This window comes from Brevundimonas sp. P2_A6 (genome assembly GCF_056404975.1).
On the sequence record NZ_JBFUCZ010000003.1, the window covers coordinates 199,648 to 214,777 of the forward strand.

The 15,130-nt window shown below is 67.6% G+C and carries 12 protein-coding genes; 2 read left to right on the forward strand and 10 right to left on the reverse strand.

What is annotated here, in order from left to right:
* The first annotated feature begins 43 nt into the window (after positions 1-43).
* Complete coding sequence (locus AC1DW4_RS09975) at positions 44-940, forward strand: WecB/TagA/CpsF family glycosyltransferase (RefSeq protein ID WP_477017106.1); 897 nt, start codon at positions 44-46, stop codon at positions 938-940.
* On the opposite strand, the gene AC1DW4_RS09980 is transcribed toward AC1DW4_RS09975, so the two are convergent.
* Complete coding sequence (locus AC1DW4_RS09980; RefSeq protein WP_477017107.1) at positions 927-3,221, reverse strand: glycoside hydrolase family 3 N-terminal domain-containing protein; 2,295 nt, start codon at positions 3,219-3,221, stop codon at positions 927-929. The genes AC1DW4_RS09975 and AC1DW4_RS09980 overlap by 14 nt on opposite strands.
* A 100-nt stretch (positions 3,222-3,321) precedes the next feature.
* Positions 3,322-4,617: a sugar MFS transporter gene (locus AC1DW4_RS09985; protein ID WP_477017108.1), complete on the reverse strand. Its 1,296-nt coding sequence runs from the start codon at positions 4,615-4,617 to the stop codon at positions 3,322-3,324.
* 180 nt (positions 4,618-4,797) lie between these two features.
* Here AC1DW4_RS09985 and AC1DW4_RS09990 point away from each other — a divergent pair, with 180 nt between their 5' ends.
* Positions 4,798-6,420: an alpha-amylase family glycosyl hydrolase gene (locus AC1DW4_RS09990; protein ID WP_477017109.1), complete on the forward strand. Its 1,623-nt coding sequence runs from the start codon at positions 4,798-4,800 to the stop codon at positions 6,418-6,420.
* A gap of 49 nt (positions 6,421-6,469) precedes the next feature.
* On the opposite strand, the gene AC1DW4_RS09995 is transcribed toward AC1DW4_RS09990, so the two are convergent.
* The 8 genes from AC1DW4_RS09995 to ilvG form a co-directional block, all read right to left on the reverse strand.
* Positions 6,470-7,156 carry a TorF family putative porin gene (locus AC1DW4_RS09995; protein WP_477017110.1) on the reverse strand — a complete coding sequence of 229 codons (687 nt, stop codon included), beginning with the start codon at positions 7,154-7,156 and terminating at the stop codon, positions 6,470-6,472.
* An 84-nt stretch (positions 7,157-7,240) separates the two neighbouring features.
* Positions 7,241-8,593 (reverse strand): ammonium transporter, encoded by a 1,353-nt coding sequence (locus AC1DW4_RS10000; protein ID WP_477017111.1) that lies wholly within the window; start codon positions 8,591-8,593, stop codon positions 7,241-7,243.
* A 192-nt stretch (positions 8,594-8,785) separates the two neighbouring features.
* A complete protein-coding gene (gene leuB / locus AC1DW4_RS10005; protein ID WP_477017290.1) occupies positions 8,786-9,886 on the reverse strand; it encodes a 3-isopropylmalate dehydrogenase in 1,101 nt (366 codons plus the stop codon).
* On the reverse strand, positions 9,886-10,476 hold the full coding sequence (gene leuD / locus AC1DW4_RS10010; RefSeq protein ID WP_477017112.1) for a 3-isopropylmalate dehydratase small subunit: 591 nt from the start codon (positions 10,474-10,476) through the stop codon (positions 9,886-9,888). The genes leuB and leuD overlap by 1 nt, the downstream gene beginning before the upstream one ends.
* Positions 10,469-11,941: a 3-isopropylmalate dehydratase large subunit gene (gene leuC, locus AC1DW4_RS10015; protein WP_477017113.1), complete on the reverse strand. Its 1,473-nt coding sequence runs from the start codon at positions 11,939-11,941 to the stop codon at positions 10,469-10,471. The genes leuD and leuC overlap by 8 nt, the downstream gene beginning before the upstream one ends.
* The gene (locus tag AC1DW4_RS10020) at positions 11,928-13,145 is read right to left on the reverse strand and encodes a 2-isopropylmalate synthase (RefSeq protein ID WP_477017114.1); all 1,218 of its coding nucleotides are present in this window, start codon (positions 13,143-13,145) and stop codon (positions 11,928-11,930) included. The genes leuC and AC1DW4_RS10020 overlap by 14 nt, the downstream gene beginning before the upstream one ends.
* On the reverse strand, positions 13,142-13,408 hold the full coding sequence (locus AC1DW4_RS10025) for an ACT domain-containing protein (RefSeq protein ID WP_477017115.1): 267 nt from the start codon (positions 13,406-13,408) through the stop codon (positions 13,142-13,144). Before AC1DW4_RS10025 ends, AC1DW4_RS10020 begins: the two co-directional genes overlap by 4 nt.
* Positions 13,408-15,129 carry an acetolactate synthase 2 catalytic subunit gene (ilvG, locus tag AC1DW4_RS10030; RefSeq protein ID WP_477017116.1) on the reverse strand — a complete coding sequence of 574 codons (1,722 nt, stop codon included), beginning with the start codon at positions 15,127-15,129 and terminating at the stop codon, positions 13,408-13,410. Before ilvG ends, AC1DW4_RS10025 begins: the two co-directional genes overlap by 1 nt.
* Between the last annotated feature and the right edge of the window lies 1 nt (position 15,130).

Here is a 15,130-nt window from a genome sequence, read left to right on the forward strand (position 1 = left end):
CCGTCAGACCCGGTTAAGCCTGTCCGATCACCAGACCTTGAGGATGTTCGGGCCAATGTGCGGCATGGTCGATCTGTCGCCCCAGGCCCACGACGTCATGGACGCCGCTCTCTTGCCCGATCGGCGAGGTCACGCGCGCCGCCCGATCCGCACCGCACGGCGCGCCCGAGAGCGCGTACGCCTGCTGGGTCAGCCGATGGATCTGGTTCGCCCCGAAGAGGTGCTGCTCCACGTCGACACCTGGGTCACCGAGGGCCGAAAGGCCGTCGTCGCCAACCACAATCTGAACAGTCTGAACCTGATCCGGCGCGATCCGGCGATGGCGACTTTCTACGACCGGGCCGATCTGGTGGAGGTCGATTCCGCCCCGCTGATCGCCTTCGCGCGAATGCTGGGCGTGCACGGGCGCGCCTTTCACCGCTGCACCTATCTGGACTGGCGCGATCATTTCTGGAGCCTGGCCGATCGCAAGGGCTGGCGGGTGATGTATCTGGGCGGCGCGCCGGGCGTCGCCGAGACCGCGCGTCAGCGGCTGACGACCCTCTATCCCGGAACGACCATCGGCGTGCGCGACGGCTATTTCGATGCCGCGCCCGGATCGGCCGGAACTGCGGCCGTGCTGGCCGAGATCGCCGCCTTCAAGCCGCACATCCTGTTCGTCGGCATGGGCATGCCGCGTCAGGAAGTGTGGATCGGCCAGAATCTGGACGCCCTGCCGGACGCGGTCATCTTTTCGGTCGGTGCCGCCTTCGACTACGAGGCGGGGGTCCAGAGCGCCGCGCCGCGCTGGATGGGACCGCTGGGGCTGGAGTGGCTGTACCGGCTGGTCAAGGACCCCCGGCGGCTCGCCACCCGCTATCTGATCGAGCCGTGGGGCCTGGCGGACCTGATCGTGGGGGACGTCGCGACCGCGATCCGGGCGCGATTCAGGCGGGGCTGAGCGTCAGCACCGCCGGTTCGCCCGCCTGCGCCGACGAGGCCGCCCAGACGTGGAACTGGCCCGGCTCGACCGTCGGTTTGCTGTCGGCGCCGATGAACATCAGCTGGCTGCGATCCACGGTGAATCGCGCCTTCGCCGTCTCGCCCGCCCCGATCGTCAGCTTCTGGACATTGCGCAGGCGCCGGACGGGCTGGGTCAGCGAAGCGACCCGGTCGTGGATGTAGAGCTGCACCGTCTCCTCGACCGCGCGGTCGCCGGCATTGGTGACATCCACCGAGACCTCGACCGATCCGTCCCAGGCCAGGTCGGGGCTGGAAAGGGTGACCTCACCATACCGCAGGTCGCCATAGGTCAGGCCGTAGCCGAACGGATAGCGGGCGACATTGGCGATGTCGCGATAGCGCGCGGTGTATTCCTGGGTCGCCAGGGTCGGATCGGCGGGACGGCCGGTCGCCTTGTGGTCATAGCTGAAGGGCTGCTGACCGCCGCGCATGGGAAAGCTGACGGGCAGGCGGCCGGACGGCGAGACCTTGCCGAAAACGACATCGGCCACGGCATGGCCCATCTCTCCGCCCAGGAACCAGGTGACGGCGATGGCATCGGCATCGGCGACCGGGCCGGTCAGGTCGAGCGCCCGGCCATTGCGCAGCAGGACGACGACGGGTTTGCCGGTGGCGCGCACGGCCTGGGCCAAGGCGCGCTGGGGCGCGGGAATGTCGATCTCGGTTCGCGACTGGGCCTCGCCCGACATCCGGCTGCTTTCGCCGAGCGCCAGCACGACCACGTCAGCCTCGGTCGCCGCGCGCACCGCCGCATCGATCCCGCCGGACAAGGCGGTCTCGACGTTCGACCCCGGCACCACGGTCAGCGCGTCGGCGTCTTCCATGGCGGCGCGGAACCCCTCGGCCAACGAGACCCGTCGGCTTTCGTCACCCCAGATGGTCCAGGGGCCGAACACGTCCTTGTCGTCGGCGAACGGCCCGACCAGGGCGATCGTCTGGCCCGAAGTCTTCAGCGGCAGCAGGTCGTCATCGTTCTTCAGCAGGACGATGGACTTGACCCCGGCTTCGCGCGCCAGATCGCGGTGCGCCTGAGCGCCGACCAGCACGCGCTCGCGTTCCGGATCGCAGCCGCGATAGGGATCGTCGAACAGGCCCAGCGCCGCCTTGGTCATCAGCACGCGCCGAACCGCCTGATCCACCCGCGCCATCGGCACCTCGCCCGAGGCGACCAGGCCGGGGATATGCTCCAGGAACAGGCCCGAGACGATCGAGGCATCGACGCCGGCCATCAGGGCGATGCGGGTCGCGTCGCGGCCGTCGGCGGCGAAACCATGGGCGATCAGCTCCTGATCCGCCGTATAGTCGGTGACGACATAGCCGGCGAAACCCCATTCCTCGCGCAGGATCCGGGTGAGCAGATAGGGGTTGCCGGTCGCCGGCACCCCGTTGATGTCATTAAAGGCCGTCATGACCGACAGAGCCCCGGCGTCGAAGGCGGCCTTGAACGGCGGCAGGAAGGTGCCCCGCAGCGTCGCGTCCGACATGTCCGTGGTGTTGTAGTCCATCCCCCCCAGCGCGGCGGAATAGGCGGCGAAATGCTTCGGCGTGGCCAGAAGCGCATCACGGTCCGACAGACCCCGGTCGCCCTGGAAGCCCTTCACCCGGGCGACGGCCAGGACCTCGTTCAGCCAGACGTCTTCGCCCGCCCCCTCGACCACGCGGCCCCAGCGCTGGTCGCGTGCGACATCGACCATGGGAGCATAGGTCTGATGGATGCCGGATGCGGCCCCCTCGACGGCGGCGGCGCGCGCGGTGCGCATGGCCAGCTCGGGATCGAAGGCGGCGGCCTCGGCCAGGGGAACCGGGAAGACCGTCTTCAGCCCGTGGATGATGTCGGCGGCGAACAGCAACGGAATGCCCAGACGCGTCTGCTCGACCGCGATCTGCTGAATCCGACGCCCGGCCTCGGCCCCAACCCCATTGAACAGACAGCCGACCTGGCCGTCCTTGATCATCTGCGTCATGCGCGCGGGGTCGCCCTGGCCGTCAAGCGGATTGACGTTCTGGGGCCGGAACCGGAACGGGTCCGCCAGCACATTCAGCTGACCCGCCTTTTCCTCGATCGTCATGCGCGCGATCAGGGCATCGACCCGATCCAGGTCGGCCGCGACCTGGGCCGCGGCACGGCGCGGGGCCGCCATCAACCCACCCACGATGGCCATTCCGAGCGCGCCGGTCAGCATGGCGCGACGAGACGTCTGGGTCCGGCGATCGGACATTTGGCGGGCTCCGTCATGGCTGTAACCGCTTACAGAAGGCGCTCCACACTGTCATCAGGGATGCAGGCACGGCCGAGAACTTCTGCGAATCCACGTGTGATCAGTGTCCGCCGGCGACCGGCGTCGCGACTTCGCCGCGCGCAGAGGTGCGTGCGGCGGCGACGGCGAAGATGGTCAGGGCCACATAGCCCATCAGAGGCACGACGAAGGCTGGGTTCAGCACCCCGCCCGAACCGTCGGCGATCTTGCCCGAGATCAGCGGCAGGACGGCCCCGCCGATGATCCCGAACACCAGCAGGCCCGAGGTCGCGGAGGCCGGGGCCGACGACCGCTCCAGCGTCAGGGTGAAGATGGTCGGGAACATGATGGAGTTGAAAAATCCAATGGCCAGGGCCGCATAGGCCGCCGTGCCGCCGCCGGTCCGCATCACGACGACGCAAAGGACGGCGGCGACCACGGTGCAGATCGCCAGCAGGACGCCGGCGGGCACCACGCGCAGCACCGCGCTGCCGATGAAGCGGCCGATCATGGCCCCGCCCCAGTAGAAGACCAGCATCTTGCCCGCCGCCTCCAGCGACAGGCCCAGCACGCTGTCGCTGGCCAGGAAGTTGGTCAGCATCGAGCCGATCGCGACCTCTGACCCGACATAGAGAAAGATGGCCAGGCAGCCGAACAGGGCCCAGGGGGAGCGCAGGGCCGAGATCAGCGAGGCGGCACCCTCGGTCCTGGCGGGGGCGGCGGCATTGATCTGCCTTCGCGCCGAAAAGATGAAGGCCGCGACCACGGCGAAGAAGGCCCCCAGGGCCAGGAAGGCCAGGTCGATGCTGCGCATGGACTGGCCCCGCGTCGCCGCCGTCACGACCGCACCGGCGGCGAATACCCCGCCGGTCAGCAGCAGGTGCGACCCCAGCCACGGCCCGACCGTCGCCCCGAAGGAGTTGAAGGCCTGCGAGAACACCAGGCGGAAGTGCGAGCTCTTTTTGGAGCCCAGCTCGGCGACCAGCGGATTGGCCGCCACCTGCAGCAGGGTCACCCCAGAGGCGATCACGAACAGGGCCAGCAGGATGCCGGGATAGAAGTCCGCCATCGTCGACAAGGGCACGATCAGACAGCCCAGAACCATGGTCGCCAGCGCGGCCATGATCGCCCGGCTATAGCCCAGCCGCGCCAGCACGGCGGCGGCCGGCAGCGACGCGACCCCATAGGCGATGAACCAGGCGAAGGTCGTCAGAAACGCCTCGGTGTAGCTGAGCTCGAACACCTTCTTGACCGCCGCGATCAGCGGATCGATCAGCGAGGTCGCGAATCCCCAGGCGAAGAAAAGCGTCGTCACATAACCGAAGGCGAGGCCCGTGCCCCTGCGCGGGGCGATATCAACGGAGTCGTGGGTGCTCATGGCGGCCTGACCTTTACGCTTCCTGGCGGGCGTTGATCGCCCGTAACCGATTACATCAACCCTGCGTCACCCGGATCGCGTCGTGGGTAAAGCAAGTTCTCTCGGTCCGAAACCAAAAGTGGTTCGGTGCGACACGGCCGGACGGCTCGACGCGCCCGGGCGGGTTTGACACTGTGGGCCATGACCCACGATGCCACCGTCCCGTCGTCCGACCCCGCCGACTGGTGGCGCGGCGCGGTGCTTTACCAGATCTATCCGCGCAGTTTCGCCGACAGCAACGGCGATGGCGTCGGTGACCTGCCCGGGATCACCGCCCATCTGGACCACGTCGCGTCTCTGGGTGTCGACGGCATCTGGCTGTCGCCGTTCTTCACCTCGCCGATGAAGGATTTCGGCTACGACGTGTCGGACTATGTGGGGGTCGATCCGATCTTCGGCACCATGGCCGATTTCGACGCCATGCTGGCCCGCGCCCACGACCTGGGCCTGAAGGTCATCATCGACCAGGTCTATGCCCATACCTCCGACCAGCACGCCTGGTTTCAGGCCAGTCGTCAGGACCGCAACAACCCCAAGGCCGACTGGTACGTCTGGGCCGATGCGAAGCCGGAAGGCTCGCCGCCGTCGAACTGGCAGTCGGTGTTCGGCGGCCCGGCCTGGACCTGGGACGCCCGACGCGGCCAGTACTACATGCACAACTTCCTGAAGGAGCAGCCCCAGCTGAACCTTCGCCTGCCGGGGGTGCAGGACGCCCTGCTGGACGCCGCCCGGTTCTGGCTGGACAAGGGCGTCGACGGCTTCCGGTGCGACGCGCTGAACTTCTCGATCCACGACGCCGCCCTGACCGATAACCCGCCGGTCCTGACCCCCGGAAAGCGGACCCGCCCGTTCGACTTCCAGCAGCACATCCACAATCAGTCCCAGCCGGAGATCCTGGATTTCCTGAACCGACTTCGCGCCCTGACCGACGGCTATGGCGACCGGTTCATGGTGGCCGAGGTCGCGGGCGAGCGCGCCAACGAGGAGATGCACGAATACACCGAGGGGACCGATCGGCTGCATTCGGCCTATGGGTTTCTGTATCTGTATGCGCCCGACCTGACCCCCGCCCTGGTCGAGCAGGGACCGGCGATGTGGCCGGGAACGCCGGGCGAGGGCTGGCCGTCCTGGGCGTTTTCGAACCACGACGCGCCGCGCGCGGTTTCGCGCTGGGCCCAGGGGCGGGACCCCAGGGCCTATGCCGAGATGGCGTTGCTTTTGCTGATGTGCCTGCGCGGCAATGTCTTCGTCTACCAGGGCGAGGAACTGGGGCTGCCACAGGCCGATGTGCCGTTCGACCGGCTGGTGGATCCCGAGGCCATCGCCAACTGGCCCGAGACACTGGGCCGAGACGGCGCACGCACGCCGATGCCCTGGCGGCCCAAGGCGGCGTTCGCGGGATTTTCCACCGTCGAGCCCTGGCTGCCCGTCGATCCGCGTCATCAGTCGCTGGCTGTGGAGGCCCAGTCGCATGATCCGGCATCGACGCTGAACCTGGCCCGCAGGGTCATAGCCTTGCGTCGGCAGCATCCGCCCTTGCGGACCGGCACGATGACGATTGTCGAGTCGCGGGCCGACGGGTTGCTGGTCTTCCGTCGCGAGGTCAACGGCGAACGGCTGCTTTGCGCGTTCAATCTCGGGCGGGCCGCGGTCGCGTGGGACCCGCCGTCGGGCTGGACCGCGATCGAGAGGGTGAACACAGCCGAGGGGCCCTTTGACACTCTGCCCCCGATGGCGGGTCTGATCCTGGCCCCGCCTCCCTGAAGGCGGATGCGACCCCCTCTCATGCCCTGAGAGAGGGTCGCAGGCTTTCCTAGAATACGACCTTGATCGTACCCGTGACGGTGTCGTTGACGATTCCGCCGGTATCCAGGTCGGTGTCGACGTAACGCACGTCGGCGATCAGGTTCGGCGTCAGGGCATAGGAGGCCCCGACGTTGTAGGTGACGTAGTCGTCGGTCTTGTCGAGGAACTGCTCGCCGACCGCACCCGAGATGGAGAGCTTGTCGGTCACGGCATAGGCATAGTTGGCCTCGACATAGGTCGCGACCTCGTCCACGCCGAAGAAGTCGGGCGAGATGTAGCCCGCGACGCCGGCCGTCAGCGGACCGAACGCGCGCGAGATCGCCAGCTTGGCCTCGACGTAGTTGTAGGCGGCCTTGTTGGGTTCGCCCACATAGACATAGGCGATGGCGCCCATATCGACGGCGAAGCCGCCCAGTTCGGTACGATAGCCGCCGTACAGATCGATTTCGGCGTTGGTTTCATCGCCGAAATCGACGTTCGAGGCCCAGACGCCGGCGTAGTAGCTGCCGACCGTCACGTCGGCACCGGCCGACAGCGCCGGGCTTTCGTCCGTCTGGCTGACACCACGGAAGCGGTAGTCGGTCGTGCCGGCGATGTTGAACGCGAAGGTCGCGTCCTGGGCGGAGGCGGTGCCGGCTGCGGACACCGCGGCGAGGGCGGCGATGATGGCCGCAGAGGTCATTTTCAGTTTCATGGGTTGGCCCTTCTCGAGAGGATGATGAGTTTCTTTTTTTGACCGGGCGCGACCCTGATGCCGCGCCCGGTATGGTCAAGCTTATCAGTTTTCCAGCGCTTCGCCATGCAGGGTCGTATCCAGACCCTCCGCTTCCTGAGCATCTGTGACCCTCAGGCCCGTGGTGAACTTGCAGATGATCAGAATGACGAAGGTCCCGACCGCCGAATAGGCGATCGTCCAGGCCAGACCAAGCGCCTGGGTCGGGATGTTGGCCCCTTCCGACAGGCTGTTGATGGCGGTCGTGGCGAACACGCCCGTCAGCAAAGCCCCGAGCAGGCCGCCCGCGCCGTGGATGCCGAAAGCGTCCAGGCTGTCGTCGTAGCGCAGCAGCTTCTTGATCCAGACCGAGGAGATGTAGCAGACCGGCCCGGCGATCAGGCCGATGATCACCGCGCCCTTGGGATCGACGAAGCCCGCGGCCGGGGTGATGGCCACCAGACCGGCGACGACGCCCGACAACATGCCGATCAGCGAGACCTTACGCTTCTCGATGACTTCCACGATCTTCCAGGTCAGGGCGGCGGCGGCGGCGGCCAGGATGGTGTTCAGCAGGGCCACGGCCATCAGGTCGTTCGCGGCCCCGGCCGAGCCCGCGTTGAAGCCGATCCAGCCGACCAGCAGCAGCGAGGCGCCGATCATGGTCAGGACCGGGTTGTGGGCCACGATCGGCTCGGTGCCGTATCCCTTGCGGCGCCCCAGGAAGATCGCGCAGACGAGACCCGCCACGCCCGAGTTGACGTGAACGACCGCGCCCCCGGCGAAGTCCAGCACGCCCGCGCTGCCCAGGAAGCCACCGCCCCAGACCCAGTGGGCGATCGGCGCATAGACCAGCAGAGACCACAGGGCGGTGAACAGCAGGAGGGCGGAATATTTGAACCGCTCGGCGAACGCTCCGGTGATCAGGGCCGGCGTGATGATGGCGAAGGTCATCTGGAACGAGATGAAAAGGAACTCCGGGATCCCCGGCAACAGGCTGTGAGCCGTCTGCATGGTCACGCCGTTCAGGAACAGAGCGTCGAATCCGCCAATGTAGGGCTGGAGCGCCGGATCGGCGTTGACGCCGAAGGCGATCGAATAGCCGGCCAGGAACCACACCAGGGTCACCACGGCGAAGACGCCGACGGACTGGGTGATGGTGGCGATCACGTTCTTGCGCCGCACCATGCCGCCGTAGAACAGCGCCAGACCAGGGAGGGTCATCAGCAGAACGAGCGCGGTCGAAGTGCCCAGCCAGGCGGTGCCGGCTCCATCGAGCTCAAGCGCGGCCTGATGGCCGAGCAGGGTCGGCGCGGGCGCGGCGGCATCCTGGGCGAACGCGCCCCCCGCGTAGAACAGCGCCGCCGTCAGCAGGAGGAGGCCAAGCACCCCCGGTAGTCGATTGAAGAACTGCGACATGAATGCATCCCCTGTGTGATCTCGCAGTTGCGAACTGTTTACCGCAACGTTGATCGACGCAAGGGCTTCAGGGGTATTCGGCGCAATTTTCGTGTGCGTGTCGTAGTTTACACACTGCCAACCGGTAGAATAGTGCGCGCCGCCATCCCGCAGCGCATCATGTTTTCACATGACGGCGATATGACGAAATCATTAACCCCAGTGCATCTGAACGCGGTGGGCGGCGGCCCAGTGGATGGCCCGAATGGCGTCGATGACGGCCTCGCCCGCCGCGCGCGTGCCGAGTGCGCCCCCCAGGTCCGCCGTCGTCGCGCCGGCCGCCAGAACCGCCGCCACCGCCGCCTCGATGGACGAGGCTTCGTCCTCCAGATGCAGGCTGTTACGCAGCATCATCGCCGCCGACAGGATGGTGCCGACCGGATTGGCCAGGTCCTGACCCGCGATGTCGGGGGCGGACCCGTGGATCGGCTCGAACAGGCCGGGGCCGGATTCGCCCAGCGACGCCGAGGGCAGCAGGCCGATCGATCCGCCCAGGACCGAAATCTCGTCCGAGAGAATGTCGCCGAACATGTTCTCGGTCAGGATGACGTCGTAGTCCCGGGGCTTGCGGATCAGATGCATGGCCATGGAGTCCACCAGGGCGTGCTCCAGCGTCACCTGCGGGAATTCTTCGGCGTGGATGCGGGTCACGACCTCGCGCCACAGCCGGCTGGTCTCCATCACATTGGCCTTGTCCACCGAGGTGACCTTGCCGCGACGTTGCAGGGCCATCTTGAACGCGGCGCGCGTAACGCGCTCGATCTCGGCGACGCTGTAGATGCACAGGTCCGAAGCCATGGTGTCGGTGCGGGTCTTCTCGCCGAAATAGACCCCGCCCGTCAGTTCGCGGACCACGATCAGATCGACGCCCTCGACGATCTCCCTTTTCAGCGGCGACCGGTGCGCCATGACGGGCGAGACCTGCAACGGACGCAGGTTGGCGAACAGACCCAGGACCTTGCGCAGACCCAGCAGACCTTCTTCGGGACGCCGCGCGCCGCCGTCCCATCTGGGCCCACCCACCGCGCCCAGCAGAACGCCATCCGCCGCCTGACAGGCGGCGACCGTCTCGGGCGGCAGGGGATCGCCGGTCGCATCGATCGCCGCGCCGCCGATCAGATGCTCTGCGAAGGTGAAGCTGTGGCCATAGAAGTCGCCGATGACGCGGAGTACGTCGCGCGCCGCCGCCGTAACCTCTGGGCCGACCCCGTCACCGGGCAACAGGACGATGGTGTAGGACTTGGGGCTGGACATCATGCTGTCTCCGGAAAGTGAGTTCGTTCATAGGCTTCGATGGCGGGCATGGACTTCTGCAGCCAGCCGAGCGTGTCGACGCCGTCCAGCAGGCACTGGCGGGCGAAGGGTTCGACGGTGAAGGCGACCGGCGGATGGTTGCCGCGACGGACCTCGCCCGCCTCCAGGTCGATGGTGACGACCTGTTCGGGATTGGCGACCAGATCCTCCCAGGTCGCCAGATCGACGACGACGGGAAGGAAGCCGTTCTTCAGGGCGTTCGAGGTGAAGATGTCGGCGATCGAGGTCGAGATCACCGCGCGGAATCCGTAGTCGTAGAGCGCCCAGGGCGCGTGCTCGCGCGACGACCCGCAGCCGAAATTGTCGCCGGCCACCAGGATGCGGTGGTCGGCGGGATCGATGCGGTTCAGCACCGCCTCGGGCCGCGCCGAGCCGTCGGCCTCGTAACGCCAGTCGTAGAAGGCTTTCGCCCCCAGGCCGGTCGTCTCGGTCGTGGTCAGGAACCGCGCCGGAATGATCTGGTCGGTGTCGATGTTGGCCTGGGTCAGGACCAGGGTCCGGGACGTGAGAACTTTCAGCGGCTCAGGCATTGTAGCTCCCTACCGTCTCGCGCGCGGCGCTCGACTGCTTGAGGGAGGCCGCCTCCTCCAGATAGACGCGCGGATCGGTCAGCACCCCGGCCACGGCCGAGGCCGCCGCCGTCGCCGGACTGGCCAGGATGGTGCGCGCGCCCTTGCCCTGACGGCCTTCGAAATTGCGGTTCGAGGTCGACACGGCCAGCTGGCCTGGCGCGACGATGTCTCCGTTCATGGCGATGCACATCGAACAGCCCGGGATGCGCCATTCCGCGCCGGCCTCGGTGAAGACGGTGTGCAAGCCCTCGGCTTCCGCGTCGCGACGCACCGCCTCGGAGCCCGGCACGACCAGCATGCGAAGGCCGGCTTTCACCTGGCGCCCGCGCAGCACCTGGGCGGCCGCGCGCAGGTCGGACAGACGGCCGTTGGTGCAGCTGCCGATGAACACGACATCGACGGCTTGAGTGGTCGTCGCCTGCCCGGCCTCGAAGCCCATATAGGCCAGGGCCTTGCGGTCGCTGTCCGACCGTGGCTCCGGCACACGCGATCCGATGGGAGAAGCGGCGTCCGGCGTCGTGCCCCAGGTCGCCATCGGGCGGATGGCGGCACCGTCGAGCGTCACTTCCGCGTCGAACACCGCGCCCGGATCGGTCGCCAGCGTCAGCCACTCGGCAGCCTTCGCCTTATAGTCCACGGGGACGTGCTTGCGTCCCCGCAGCCAGTCGATGGTCACGGCGTCCGGCGCGATCATGCCCGCGCGGGCACCCGCCTCGATCGACATGTTGCACAGGGTCATTCGCCCTTCCATGTCCAGCGACCGGACCGCCTCGCCGGCATATTCGATGACGAAGCCCGTGCCGCCGCCGAAGCCCAGATGGGCGATCACAGCGAGCGCCACGTCCTTGCCCGAGACGCCGGGCGTCAGGGCGCCGTTCACGGTCACGCGCATGGCCTTGGACTTGCGTTGCAACAGGCACTGGGTCGCCAGCACATGGCCGACTTCGGAGGTGCCGATGCCGAAGGCCAGGGCCCCGAAGGCGCCGTGGGTCGCCGTATGGCTGTCGCCGCAGACGACGGTCATGCCCGGCTGGGTCAGGCCCAGCTCCGGCCCCATGACGTGGACCACCCCGCGCTCGGAAGACTCCCATCCGGCCAGCGAAATGCCGTGCCTTTCACAGTTGGCCTCCAGCCGATGCACCTGAGCCTCAGCCTCGGCGGTGACATAAGGTTTCAGCCCGTTCAGCCCGGCCGGAAGCGTCGGCGTCGAATGATCCAGCGTGGCGAAGGTCCGGTCCGGACGCCGCACCTTCAGGCCCCGCGCCTCGATCTCGGTGAAGGCCTGGGGGCTGGTGACTTCGTGGACCAGATGCAGATCGACATAGAGAACGCCCGGCGTCTCAGCCGTTTCGGGCACGACGACGTGCCGGTCCCAGACCTTGTCGAACAGGGTGCGGGCCGCGCGCGAGTCAGGCGGCGACATGCTCGGCCCTTCTCTGCGTCGCCGTGCAGATGGCGATCAGCGCCTTGTCGTCGATCTCGCCGATCTCGTCGGCGCGCGTCTTGAACGCGGCGAAGGCGTCGGTCAGGTGGTCGCCGACCAGGGGATAGCCCAGGACCTCGGCCCGCTTCTGCACCGCCGTGCGGCCCGAGTGCTTGCCCAGCACGAAGAAGCTGCCGGAGAAGCCGACGTCCTCGGGACGCATGATTTCGTACGTCCGCGCATCGGCATACATGCCGTGCTGGTGGATGCCGGCCTCGTGAGCGAAGGCGTTGATGCCGACGATGGCCTTGTTGCGCACGATCGGAGAATGAGTGATCTCGCTCAGCAGGCGGCTGGTCTCGAGCAGTCTGGTCGCGTCGATGCCCGTTGTGACGCCATAGCGTTCGGCGCGCGTGCGCAGCGCCATGACGACCTCTTCCAGCGCCGCATTGCCGGCCCGCTCGCCGATGCCGTTGATGGACGATTCGACCTGCCGCACCCCGCCCTCGATCGCCGCCAGACTGTTGGCGACGGCCAGACCCAGGTCGTTGTGGCAGTGGGCCGAAAAGACGACGTGCGGGGAGCGCGGCCTGATCCGCGCGATCAGGAACCGGAACAGCGCACCGATCTCGTCCGGCGTGGCATAGCCGACGGTGTCGGGCACGTTCAGGGTCGAGGCCCCCGCCGCGCTGACAGCCTCCAGCACCTCGGCCAGGAACTCCGGCTCGGTGCGGATCGCGTCCTCGGCCGAGAACTCGACGTCGTGGAAATGGGTGCGGGCGTATTCGACCGACCGCACGGCCTGGGCCAGCACCTGATCGGGCGTCATCTTCAGCTTGGCGGCACGATGGATCGGGCTGGTGCCGATGAAGACGTGGCAGCGCCGGCGCTTCGTTCCCCGCAGGGCGCGATAGGAGGCGTCGATGTCGGCCTCGTTCGAGCGCGACAGAGAGCAGAACACCGGGCCGGAGTCGTCCTCGGCCATCTCGCCGACCACGGCGCGGATGCAGTCCTCGTCCCCCGGAGAGGCTGCGGCGAAACCGGCCTCCATGACGTCGACGCCCAGGGCCTTCAGCTGGCGGCCCATGCGGACCTTGTCGGCCGGAGACATCGAGAAGCCCGGGGCCTGTTCGCCGTCGCGCATGGTGGTGTCGAAGACCACCACGCGATTCGGATCGTGCGGTACTCGAGGTTCGGAGGTCATGCCGCCACACTGTCCCGATAGGCGTAGGCGACCGGTGCGAAGCCGACCCGCGTCGCCCCGATCAGCTTGTCGATCTGGCGGCCCAGGTTCTCGGTGCAGCGGCCCGCGTCACGGCCGCGAACCTGCAGCTGAACCCGGCGCATCGCGCCTTCGTCCGACAGGGACATGCCGTCGATATGGAAACCGCGACGCTCCACGAGACCGATCAGGCGCTGGAGCGAGCCGTCGGCCCGGTCGATCTGGATCTGGATGGTGTCGGTCATCACATGTCTCCTTCGAAGCGCGTGTCGTGCATCATCTCGCCGTTGGACTTGCCCGGGGGGACAAGCGGCCAGACGTTTTCCTTGGGGTCGATCAGGACGTGCATCAGGCACGGTCCCGGCGCGGCCAGCAGACGGGCGATGCCGTCGGTGACCTGATCCCGACGGTCGATCATGAAGGCCTCGATGCCGAAGGCCTGGGCCACGGCGACGAAGTCGGGATTGTCCGACAGATCGACCTCGGAATAGTTCTCGGCGAAGAACAGCTCCTGCCACTGGCGCACCAGGCCCAGGCTGGCGTTGTCCAGCAGGACGATCTTCAGCGCGACGCCATAGCGGCGCAGGGTCGCCAGCTCCTGGATGTTCATCATGAAGCTGCCGTCGCCGGAGATGGTGACCACGTGGGCGTCCGGGTTCGCCATCTTGGCCCCCAGGCCGGCGGGCAGGCCGTAGCCCATGGCGCCCAGACCGCCCGAGGTCAGGTGCGCTTCAGGCCAGGCGAACTCGCAGTGCTGGGCTACCCACATCTGGTGCTGGCCCACGTCGCAGGCGGCGACGAAGCGGTCGCCCGCAGCCTTGGACAGTTCGTTCAGCAGGGCGGGCGCATAGACCCCCTCGCCCGGCGCGTCGTAGCGGAAGGCGTTGCGTCTGGCCGACGACGTGCAGCGGATAATCCAGGGATCGATCGCCAGATGCGAGGTGGCGACGCGGGCGGTCAGCGCCTCGAGGCCCGCCTTCAGGTCGCCGATGACGGGGACGTGGACGGCGCGCAGCTTGCCGATCTCGGCCGGGTCGATGTCGAAGTGGACGACCTTCGCATGGGGGGCGAAGGCGTTCAGCTTGCCTGTCGCGCGGTCGTCGAACCGGGCACCGAAGACGATCAGCAGATCGCTGTCCTGCACCGCCTCGTTGGCGGCCCTGGTGCCGTGCATCCCCAGCATGCCCAGGAAGCCCGGGGCGTCGGTACGGACGGATCCCAGGGCGTTCAGGGTCGAGACCGAGGGGATGCCGGTCCGCTCGGCGAAGTCGCGCAACGCCTCGACGGCACCCGCGATCTTTATCCCCCCGCCGATGTAGATCAGCGGGCGTTCGGCCGCGCGGATCAGGGTCTCGGCCTCTGCGATGGCGGCGTGGTCCAGCGGCGCGATATCGTTCGGATAATGAAAGCCGAAGTCGTCCGAGGTCATGCCGACCTGAACGTCCTTGGGCAGATCGACCAGCACAGGACCCGGCCGACCCGACCGCGCGACGTGGAAGGCTTCCTCGATGACGGCGGGCACGTCGGCCGGGTCGCGAACGACCCACGAGTGCTTCACGATCGGCAGCGTGACGCCCAGGATGTCGATCTCCTGAAAGGCGTCGGTGCCCATCAGATGGGTCGCGACATTGCCGGTGATGCAGACCATCGGCACCGAATCCATCATCGCATTGGCGATGCCGGTGATCAGGTTGGTCGCCCCCGGACCCGAGGTCGCCATGCAGACCCCGACCTTGCCGGTCGCCCGGGCATAAGCGTCGGCGGCGAAGGCGGCGCCCTGCTCGTGACGGACCAGGATATGCTTCAGGCCCGAACCGGTCAGGGCGTCATAGACCGGCATGATTGCGCCGCCGGGATAGCCGAACACCACGTCCACACCCAGCCGCTCCAGGGTCTGGACGAGCAGCCGCGCACCGCTCCGGGGCGCGGTGTCGGTCGTGGGTATCAGGGCGGCGGCGGCGGTCATC

Coding starts and splice junctions, on each gene's coding strand:
- AC1DW4_RS09995 (WP_477017110.1), bottom strand. CDS start 7,156: ATGAAACTGAAAATGACCTCTGCGGCCATCATCGCCGCCCTCGCCGCG.
- AC1DW4_RS10020 (WP_477017114.1), bottom strand. CDS start 13,145: ATGACCTCCGAACCTCGAGTACCGCACGATCCGAATCGCGTGGTGGTC.
- leuB (WP_477017290.1), bottom strand. CDS start 9,886: ATGTCCAGCCCCAAGTCCTACACCATCGTCCTGTTGCCCGGTGACGGG.
- AC1DW4_RS09980 (WP_477017107.1), bottom strand. CDS start 3,221: ATGTCCGATCGCCGGACCCAGACGTCTCGTCGCGCCATGCTGACCGGC.
- leuD (WP_477017112.1), bottom strand. CDS start 10,476: ATGCCTGAGCCGCTGAAAGTTCTCACGTCCCGGACCCTGGTCCTGACC.
- AC1DW4_RS09975 (WP_477017106.1), top strand. CDS start 44: ATGTTCGGGCCAATGTGCGGCATGGTCGATCTGTCGCCCCAGGCCCAC.
- ilvG (WP_477017116.1), bottom strand. CDS start 15,129: ATGACCGCCGCCGCCGCCCTGATACCCACGACCGACACCGCGCCCCGG.
- AC1DW4_RS09990 (WP_477017109.1), top strand. CDS start 4,798: ATGACCCACGATGCCACCGTCCCGTCGTCCGACCCCGCCGACTGGTGG.
- AC1DW4_RS10025 (WP_477017115.1), bottom strand. CDS start 13,408: ATGACCGACACCATCCAGATCCAGATCGACCGGGCCGACGGCTCGCTC.
- AC1DW4_RS09985 (WP_477017108.1), bottom strand. CDS start 4,617: ATGAGCACCCACGACTCCGTTGATATCGCCCCGCGCAGGGGCACGGGC.
- AC1DW4_RS10000 (WP_477017111.1), bottom strand. CDS start 8,593: ATGTCGCAGTTCTTCAATCGACTACCGGGGGTGCTTGGCCTCCTCCTG.
- leuC (WP_477017113.1), bottom strand. CDS start 11,941: ATGTCGCCGCCTGACTCGCGCGCGGCCCGCACCCTGTTCGACAAGGTC.